Origin of the sequence: Vibrio sp. 10N.286.51.E5 (assembly GCF_041469125.1) — a bacterium.
Lineage (GTDB): Bacteria > Pseudomonadota > Gammaproteobacteria > Enterobacterales > Vibrionaceae > Vibrio > Vibrio crassostreae_C.
The window spans coordinates 68227-75061 of sequence record NZ_JBFRJZ010000011.1; the positions used below are offsets into that span (position 1 = coordinate 68227).

Genomic DNA, 6835 nt, shown 5'->3' on the forward strand with positions numbered 1-6835 from the left:
TAAACTAAAAATTCGATATTAAGCGTGCTTCAAACTTGCATGCGGGTGTACGCTCGAACCTGACGCTTTAGGCGCTGGTTGCATAGCTTGGTATTCAGCGTTAAGCACTTGAATCACACTCTGAGCGAGGCTTACTGCCCAGAAGCTGCCTGCAATGGTCAGGCTCAAGTAATCTTCCGAAAGCTCAACTAAACCGTTCTGTTCCCAATGCGCGAACAAAGGCTTGAGGTAGTCGAACGTATCTTGCCCCATAAATCTCGGTAGCGTACTTCTTCTAACAACACCAGAATCGAAACCTGCCTTTAATGTTGAGAAGATAGGCTCTAATGAGCTTTGCTTAGTCATCATGGCAATAGGTAATTGACCTTTCTTTATAGACTCCATGTAGCTGTCTATAGTTCGATGCTGCATCACACCATGACCGCCGATGTTGCCACCAGCGCCACAACCAATGGGTAGAACTTCGGCATAAGTTTTCGCTAAGCTGTTGTAAATGCTGCGTTCGCGGTTATCACGAGTCCAGTGGTTTACGCTCAGTTGCTTGACCTTATTTTTTGCCATGAACTCCACACCCGCCAAATACATGCTCGCCTTATCTGGCGTATTCGCAGGCGGTGGGATTTTTCCTTTCTCAACAAGATTAAGCATAGGTGCATTGCCCGCAACAATCAGTTGGTAGAGGTCAATGCCGTGTGCGCCAGTAGACATGTAGTCTTCTAAATCTTGTTGGAACACTTCCATAGATTGGTGTGGTAATCCGTATAACAGATCAAGAACGATTGGCGCTTGCTCGGTGCGGCTTAGTGAACTGATACGTTCTAGCACAACCTCTCGGTCATCTAGGCGCTTAGCACTACGTCGAACCTGAGTATTGAAACTTTGAATACCGAACGAGAAACGATTGAAGCCACCTTCAAGCGCACGATCAAACATCTCGTCACCAAATCGATTGATGCGCCCTTCCAATGTCATCTCAACATCGTTTGCTAGTGGGAAATATTGACGAATCGCTTTACCCAGCTGCTCAACTTGTTGAGACGACAAATCGGTGGGAGTTCCGCCACCAATATAGACGGCGTGAAATAGTCCAGACTGAGCCCAAGGTGTTTTGGCTTTCTGCTTTAGCTCGACCATCAGTGCATCGAAATACTCATCCACCAATTTACGGCTTGCGGCATTTTGGAAGAAATTGCAAAACGTACAACGCACACGACAGAAAGGAATGTGGATATACAAGCAACGCTTATCCTGTTTTTTCCCTTCACTCAGCATCAGTTCGTCAAAGAGTTCTAACTTCTTACTGGGGTCGACCGGAATTGAACTTCCTCCGGCGTGTGCAGAATGCTTTTTCGCAAACGCAAAACGAAGCGGATCAGGGCTAGAAATGCCCAAGATTGATTCGTCAAATTTATAAATATTAAGACTCATATAATCTCTCTAAACACTTACATAGCAAAGTCTGGAAGACTATTCGCTAAAAACTGAGAGAATCATAAATAGACGCAAATGATAATGCAATTGATAATTGATCTTATTTAGATTATAAGCAATAATCCGATACAGAATTTTGATTTGGTAAAGGATTGATTGTGAACGTTCCTAGATATGTTATTGCAGGCGGTGCATCGTTAGTGATTCATGCCGCGTTGTTGTTTGTCGCTCAAGAATCCAAAGTATTTGCGATGCCTGCAGGTAGCCAATCGAACACGGTATCGATCAACTTCACTCCTAAGAGCGTTCCTTCACAAGCTCAGCAAAAAACAATCACAGAGCCAGTTAAACCTGAGCCAATAAAAGAAACCGTCTCACAAGCCGAACCAAAAACGGTTGAGCCAAAGCAAGCTAAGCCAACCCCAAAGAAAAAAGCGATCACCAATAAACCTCAACCAAAGAAAGTTGAGAAAAAAGTGATTGAGCAAAAGGTTGTCGAGAAGAAGCCGGTTCAAAAGAAACCAGTAACTGAGAAAAAGGTAGTTAAGAAAGAACGCCCAAAACCAGCCACTCAACCAGAGAAACTGGCCGACAAGAAAGTCGATAAGAATATGGACGAGTCTGCCAACCAGCCTCAGGAAGTAAATCAAGGCGTATCAAACCAAGAGCCGGTTTTAGTCACTAAGCCTTCGTTCTCTGCGCGTCCTACCCCACCGAATTACCCTCGCCAAGCAAGACGTCGTGGCGTTGAAGGTGTCGCGACTTATGAGATCTGGTTAGACGCTGAAGGCAAACAAATTAAACAAGCATTAGTAAATTCATCAGGCGCACTAATACTCGATAACGCCGCATTAGATGCCATTAAACAATGGAAATTCTCACCTCACACTGTCAATGGTCGAGCTATTGCTCACCGAGTACAAATACCTGTTCGTTTTAGGTTGGATTAATCATGCAACAAATCAGTTACTTACAAGATCAACTTGGCTTAATGACTTGGCCTCTTCTTATCTGTTCAGCATTAACAGCAATGATCATCGCTGAACGTGTCTTCCAAGTCATGCTCAGCATTGGTGTGGGCAAACGTGCTATTCGTCGTGAGCTTAACCAAATTTCACCAACCAACAGTAAAGAGATTGAAGCGCTTGCTCAGTCGATTTCAGGTAAACGCCCGCTCTTGTACAAGGGCGTGTCAATGTTGCTTGCTCACCACTCTTTCTCAAAAGGGTTACGTGAAGATGCCGCTGGGATCTGGCTACAAGAAAAACGCCACCAGCTTCATGCAGGTTTAAGACTGCTTGGTTTGATCGGCGTGATCAGCCCACTCATCGGCTTGCTTGGTACGGTACTTGGTCTTATTGAGATGTTTAAAGGCGTTGCCGCGACAACAGGCAGCATCACGCCTAATGATTTGGCAGACGGTCTTGGATTAGCAATGCGAACCACAGCAGCAGGTTTGATGATTGCGCTTCCTGCTATTTCTGGTGCTCAGCTACTAGGGCTATGGGCCGATCGAGTGCTAGCTCAATTGGAGCATACATTGAACTATGTGAATGTGTGGTTAGAAGGCATGTCGATTCAAACCAATCAGTCAGATGATACTCAAGGTAAGCCTATCAACAAAACCTCTATCGGTGATGTGAGTCAAGCATGATTAAAACGCCCCACTCATCTCACACACAGAGCCTAGCGCCAGACTTAACACCGCTGCTCGACATCATTTTTATCGTGATGGTTTTTCTATTGCTTACGGCATCGGTAAAGCTGGAATCGCTAGAAGTTGAGCTGCCAAGCTCGGATGTTAAAAACGTTTCTGAAGTCCACAAGGATTCAATTAGCGTCAATATTTTAGACCGCGAACCCTACTGGGCAATTAACGGCCAAGAATACATCGACTGGGAAAACTTCAAGATTGCGCTGTTAGAAGAGACTGGTTCAACGGATAAAAAACCGATCATCATTGGCGCAGATAAAGCCGCTAACGTGGAGAACCTAGTGAAGTTGCTTTCATTCCTTCAAGAAAACGGAATACCAGCGACTCAATTGCTCACGGACGATGGCTAGAGCGACACTCAATTTTCACGAGGTTTGGCTTCTGGTTGATAAAACTAAACAAGCAGACTAAGCCTCTCTATCGATTCGAACTCACAATGCGAACGGACTGCTCACTGAGTATCTTCGCGATACAAAAAGAAAATATAAAGAACTTATTATGAACAACTTAAACGTGCTCAATAAATTAAAGACCAAGACACCTCTTCTTTCATTAGCTGCAATCAGCCTGGCACTTAGCGCACCCGCAATGGCCAACGACGCTGAACAACCTCGAATCATCAGTGCTGGTAGTGCCGTTACTGAATTGGTTTTGGCATTAGGTGCCGAAGAGCAGTTAGTCGCGATTGATGTGACCAGCCACTTCCCTCAAGGAGAAAACCTGCCAAAGATTGGTTATCACCGAAACCTGTCTGCGGAAGGCTTACTTGCCCTAGAACCAACCACATTGATTGGCTCGGATGAAATGGGACCAGACAACGCTATCTCTCAATTAAAATCGGCAGGCGTCGATGTCGAGATCGTCAATACCGAAGCAAACGTTGAGGGGTTATTAAAGCGTATCGACCAAATCGCAAAAATTACCCACACCGAAGCTCACTCACAGCAAGTCAAAGCTGAAGTAAATAAGAAGATTGCAGCACTGAAAGCGAACCAGGTACCAAGTAACGAAGCGAAGAAAGTACTTTTCCTGTTGCTGCACGAAGGTCGCCCTGCGAACGTTGCTGGCGGTGAAACTTCGCCAAACGCAATCATCGAGTTAGCTGGCGGTATCAACCCTGCAGCTCAAAGCCTAACGTCTTACAAGCCACTGTCGATGGAATCACTGGTAGAAATGCAGCCAGATGTGATTTTAGTCAGTGGTCGTAGCTACCAAAAAATGGGCGGTGCTGATGCCATCCTGAAATCGCTACCTATGTTAGCGGCAACGCCTGCAGGTATGAACAAGCAAATCATTACCGTAAATGGCAGTGCTTTGGTTGGCGGGCTTGGCCTAGAAAGCCTCTCTGAAGCAAAGCGTCTAAACGCACTTATCTACCCGCTATAACTCAACCACCCTATTTCTGCTATCGCTAATTCGCTTCCCTCACCAACTGACTCACGCTGTTGTTGAAGGAGGTCGAAGTTAGCGATAGATATTGAGGCCCTTTATGTTGTTACGCTCCGTCCCACTGAAAACGTCGATGTTAGCTCTAGGTGCAACCCTAGCTTTTGTCGCGCTGTACTCGATCACTGTTGGGCCAATGAACATTAGCTTAGCTGACAGCGCAGCGAGCTTAATTAAACCAAACAATGACTTAGCACCTCACATCAACTTAGTGATTCAAGAGATCCGCTTACCTAGAACCATCTTGTGCATGCTGATTGGTGCGATCCTCGCCTTGTGTGGTGCAGTGATGCAGGGTTTGTTTCGAAACCCACTTGCAGAACCTGGCATCATAGGTGTGTCTGCGGGCGCAGCATTAGGTGCTGCACTGGCTATCGTTTTGTTCTCTGAGCTATCGCTTCAATACCCTGCTTTCATGAACTTTGCTGCGGTTCCTGTGTTCGCTTTTCTTGGCGGCGCTTTAACCACGCTGCTGGTGTATAAGCTGGGTACAGGTAAATTCGGCACCTCTGTCACCATCATGTTGTTGGCGGGTGTGGCGATCAGTGCGCTCTCTGGCGCAGGTATTGGCTTCTTGAATTTCATTGCTGATGACCAAATGCTGCGCGATCTTTCATTGTGGTCGATGGGTTCATTGGCGGGCGCTAAGTGGTCAGGAATTTTGCTGGCAGCTGTCACGCTCGTTGGCTTGTTTGTTGTTTTCTACCGCCAAGCGATGTCTCTAAATGCTCTATTACTGGGCGAGTCAGAAGCGCAACACCTTGGTATCCCAGTTCAAAAGCTGAAACGAAAGCTGATTCTACTGACGGCTGCGGGCGTTGGTATCACAGTTAGCCTGTCTGGCATGATTGGTTTTATTGGATTGGTTATCCCACATTTAGGTCGCATGTTGGCAGGCCCTGACCACCGAGTTCTGTTGCCACTATCAGCGGTACTAGGCGCACTGCTGCTAACCGCCGCAGACATGTTCTCACGTGTGGTACTTGCTCCGGCTGAACTTCCTGTTGGTATTGTCACTGCGATTATCGGCGCCCCATTCTTCTTATATCTACTATTTCAACAGAAAGGGAGAATCCTTTAATGTTTCCTTCAGCTTTAAAAGCGACCGATATCGAAGTGAAGTTCGGCAGTAAAGTGATATTAGATGGCGTTTCTATTGAGATTGAAGCGGGAAAGGTAACCACACTGCTTGGGCCAAATGGCGCAGGTAAAAGCACGCTGCTTAAAGCTTTGTGCCAAGAGATATCAAGCAACGGCGATATCCAGTATTTTGGACACAGTAAAGACAAGTGGCCTTCTCAAAAGTTAGCGAAGCACCTTGCTATGCTTCCTCAACACAGCACATTGACCTTCCCATTCTTGGCACATGAAGTTGTCGAGCTTGGTGGGATTCCTCTGCAAGAATCCAACAAGAAACTGACCAGCATTGCTAGCCAAAAAATGGATGTTGCTGATGTGACTCACCTGAGTGAAAGACTTTATCCTTCGCTATCAGGCGGTGAAAAGCAGCGAGTGCACTTGGCTCGAGTGTTAACTCAGCTTCACCACTCTGGTGACCAATGTATTTTGATGCTTGATGAACCAACCTCTGCACTGGATCTTGCCCACCAGCACAACACCTTAAAGATTGCGAGAGAATTAGCCGATAACCACAATGCCGCGGTTATCGTGGTTTTGCATGATCTCAACTTAGCCGCGCAGTATTCCGATCGATTGGTGGTATTGAAAGATGGCAATTTGGTGTGTGATGGCAAGCCTTGGGATGCACTGAAACCTTCGATGATAGAAGATGTGTATGGTTACAACAGTATCGTAGAAAAACACCCAACCATGAGCTTCCCTCAGGTTCACCCCGCACAATAAGTCCGATTAAGGAGCGACTCGTTTTGAGTATTCGTTCTTGATAACAATGACGTAATCCTAAGCCTCGATTTGTTCGGGGCTTTTTATTGGCTCACAGCCACTATCTCGGCTTAAACTCAATTTTATTAATAACCACAGCAGCAAGCACCAAAACGACTCACCTTGAGCATTTGAGGCTCTAGAAATGAACACTACCCGTTAGGGTTACTTAGCTTTTAACACTGAAGAGTAAAACAAGCCGCGAGCGTAAGCATATAAAAAGAAAGGAAATAACATCATTCAGCATCAATCAACAAGACTGCGACATCGATGTGGGATTGAGAGAAAAACGTACAAGAAGTGAAACTGCAAGCACAAAAAAAGGTTCATCGCGGATTAGCG

Annotated in this window: 7 protein-coding genes; 6 read left to right on the forward strand and 1 reads right to left on the reverse strand. The window is 45.9% G+C overall.

Annotated elements, in window-relative coordinates; all coding sequences use genetic code 11:
• Nucleotides 1-18 precede the first annotated feature (18 nt).
• Nucleotides 19-1428, reverse strand: coding sequence for a heme anaerobic degradation radical SAM methyltransferase ChuW/HutW (hutW, locus tag AB4161_RS03745; RefSeq protein WP_372082825.1), 1410 nt, complete (start codon nucleotides 1426-1428; stop codon nucleotides 19-21).
• Between the two features lie 161 nt (nucleotides 1429-1589).
• Here hutW and AB4161_RS03750 point away from each other — a divergent pair, with 161 nt between their 5' ends.
• The 6 genes from AB4161_RS03750 (at nucleotide 1590) to AB4161_RS03775 (ending at nucleotide 6454) form a co-directional block, all read left to right on the forward strand.
• Nucleotides 1590-2381, forward strand: coding sequence for a TonB family protein (locus AB4161_RS03750; RefSeq protein ID WP_372082827.1), 792 nt, complete (start codon nucleotides 1590-1592; stop codon nucleotides 2379-2381).
• A 2-nt stretch (nucleotides 2382-2383) separates the two neighbouring features.
• Nucleotides 2384-3085: a MotA/TolQ/ExbB proton channel family protein gene (locus AB4161_RS03755; RefSeq protein ID WP_017064315.1), complete on the forward strand. Its 702-nt coding sequence runs from the start codon at nucleotides 2384-2386 to the stop codon at nucleotides 3083-3085.
• Entirely contained in the window at nucleotides 3082-3495 is a 414-nt protein-coding gene (locus AB4161_RS03760; protein ID WP_017062756.1) for a biopolymer transporter ExbD, read from the forward strand. The genes AB4161_RS03755 and AB4161_RS03760 overlap by 4 nt, the downstream gene beginning before the upstream one ends.
• Before the next feature lie 148 nt (nucleotides 3496-3643).
• A complete protein-coding gene (locus tag AB4161_RS03765; protein ID WP_372082828.1) occupies nucleotides 3644-4531 on the forward strand; it encodes a hemin ABC transporter substrate-binding protein in 888 nt (295 codons plus the stop codon).
• 103 nt (nucleotides 4532-4634) lie between these two features.
• Nucleotides 4635-5672: a FecCD family ABC transporter permease gene (locus AB4161_RS03770; RefSeq protein WP_372082829.1), complete on the forward strand. Its 1038-nt coding sequence runs from the start codon at nucleotides 4635-4637 to the stop codon at nucleotides 5670-5672.
• The gene (locus AB4161_RS03775) at nucleotides 5672-6454 is read left to right on the forward strand and encodes a heme ABC transporter ATP-binding protein (protein WP_372082830.1); all 783 of its coding nucleotides are present in this window, start codon (nucleotides 5672-5674) and stop codon (nucleotides 6452-6454) included. Before AB4161_RS03770 ends, AB4161_RS03775 begins: the two co-directional genes overlap by 1 nt.
• The last annotated feature ends 381 nt before the right edge of the window (nucleotides 6455-6835 follow it).

Bases quoted from the DNA above. Each gene is read 5' to 3' on its own strand.
- hutW (WP_372082825.1), bottom strand. From the start codon at position 1,428: ATGAGTCTTAATATTTATAAATTTGACGAATCAATCTTGGGCATTTCT.
- AB4161_RS03775 (WP_372082830.1), top strand. From the start codon at position 5,672: ATGTTTCCTTCAGCTTTAAAAGCGACCGATATCGAAGTGAAGTTCGGC.
- AB4161_RS03765 (WP_372082828.1), top strand. From the start codon at position 3,644: ATGAACAACTTAAACGTGCTCAATAAATTAAAGACCAAGACACCTCTT.
- AB4161_RS03755 (WP_017064315.1), top strand. From the start codon at position 2,384: ATGCAACAAATCAGTTACTTACAAGATCAACTTGGCTTAATGACTTGG.
- AB4161_RS03770 (WP_372082829.1), top strand. From the start codon at position 4,635: ATGTTGTTACGCTCCGTCCCACTGAAAACGTCGATGTTAGCTCTAGGT.
- AB4161_RS03760 (WP_017062756.1), top strand. From the start codon at position 3,082: ATGATTAAAACGCCCCACTCATCTCACACACAGAGCCTAGCGCCAGAC.